General features: G+C 32.7%; 2 protein-coding genes. One reads left to right on the top strand and one right to left on the bottom strand.

Annotation, left to right across the window (positions count from 1 at the left end):
- Nucleotides 1–152: 152 nt before the first annotated feature.
- Nucleotides 153–428, bottom strand: a complete 276-nt coding sequence (locus tag VLM92_RS03220; RefSeq protein WP_325274910.1) for a hypothetical protein — start codon at nt 426–428, stop codon at nt 153–155.
- A gap of 628 nt (nt 429–1056) precedes the next feature.
- Here VLM92_RS03220 and VLM92_RS03215 point away from each other — a divergent pair.
- Nucleotides 1057–1540 (top strand): cytidylate kinase-like family protein (locus VLM92_RS03215; RefSeq protein WP_325274909.1); only part of this gene is annotated, 484 nt, incomplete at its 3' end.

Genomic DNA, 1540 nt, shown 5'->3' with positions numbered 1-1540 from the left:
CTTCAAGGGCATAAACCTTTGGAGCATGTTTTGGCCATGCTATGGTCACCAAGAGAATCAGTGCGCTAATGTAAATTTTTTTCATTTTCTTTATTTTCCTTAAAATATTCCAACTGAATGCGTATTTTGCGTTGTAGCTCTCAGCGGTATTTTTAATATGTTAAAATTTCATTCCCATTTCTTCCCATAAAAGTAATGCCAAGGAATTGATTTTTTAAAGCGCCAAGTTTTTTTTGAAACACTTCTCTGCCAAAGGGATGGATGCTATTAAGATCATTGGTGTCAATAAATATTTCATAGAAATCTTTATTATATTTTGTTAACTTGTTAATAAGATCATATGCAGAATTTCCGTCAAAATCACCTTCCAATTTCAGATGGAGGCTATTTTGGGTGTTAAAAGAATAAATATGAAAATTTGATGCCATGAAGTTGTCTCCCTTTAAAGCTTATTACTTAAAGTTCTTGGAAAGCAGGTATCTCAGAATTTGTTGATTACTTGATTTAAGTCCATTGGAAATTCTCTATTTTACATTCCCAGGATTTTTTATAATTTAAGAGCAAGGATAATGCCAAATTTCTCAAAATTAGGCTAAAAGAAGTGTATTCTACTGAATAAACAGGAAAAATTATTAAAATAGAGAAAACATACCAACCGCGACAAGATTACATAATTGTTATATGAAGTCTTATTTATTTCATTTTTGTATTATTATATGTTAATTATAACAAAAATGTAATTAAGGGCTCAGATTAAGCCTAAGCTTTCTATAATGGATTTTATATCACAAATTGATGTTTAATCTGGATGATGAGCTTTTTATTTTCTATTCAAAGTCTGCCACTATTCATCTTTATCCTATCACCCTCAATTTTCAATCTCTCACCAACGCCCCGAATATCCTGTAAACACAGGTCGTGAATCATGAATTTAAGCTAAATATTTTTGGCATTTACTACTACATGTGATATATAAAAAATCAGTCCAGAGAATTTCCTCATTCGATGTTGAGAAAACAACCTGAATAAAAGAATATTAAAAACATTTGAAAGGAAATGGCCATGCCTGTTATCACCATATCACGCCAATTTGGTGCCGGAGGGAAAACACTTGGCAGACGTATTGCCGATACTTTGGGATATTTTTATGCTGATGAAGACATTATCGAAAGGGCTGTAGTAGAAATACACATCTCTTCCGATGGGAGAAAAATCATTGAAACGGAATCTGTCGACAAATTGAGAAAATTTATCTCCAAGCTTAATCCCTTTGGAACGAGCTTAATGGAACTTCCTTTAAGCGATAAAGAAAGATATATTGATGGATTTAAGTATTTTGAATTGCTAAACTTAATTATACCCAAAATTGCCAAGGACGGAAATGCCGTCATCGTCGGTAGGGGAGGGCAGTATATTTTACATGGTTTTGATGAAGCCTTTCATTTACTTCTTATCGCCGATGAAGCGGATCGAATTAAATTCGTTGAGAATTATTACCGTGTATCAAGGGAAAGAACCATCAAGATTTTAAAAAGAATGG

Origin of the sequence: Romboutsia sp. (genome assembly GCF_035470145.1) — a bacterium.
GTDB lineage: Bacteria > Bacillota > Clostridia > Peptostreptococcales > Peptostreptococcaceae > Romboutsia_D.
This window is presented reverse-complemented; position numbering and strand designations above follow the sequence as displayed.

Excerpts from the sequence above, each read along its gene's own strand:
- VLM92_RS03220 (WP_325274910.1), bottom strand. The coding sequence starts at position 428 with ATGGCATCAAATTTTCATATTTATTCTTTTAACACCCAAAATAGCCTC.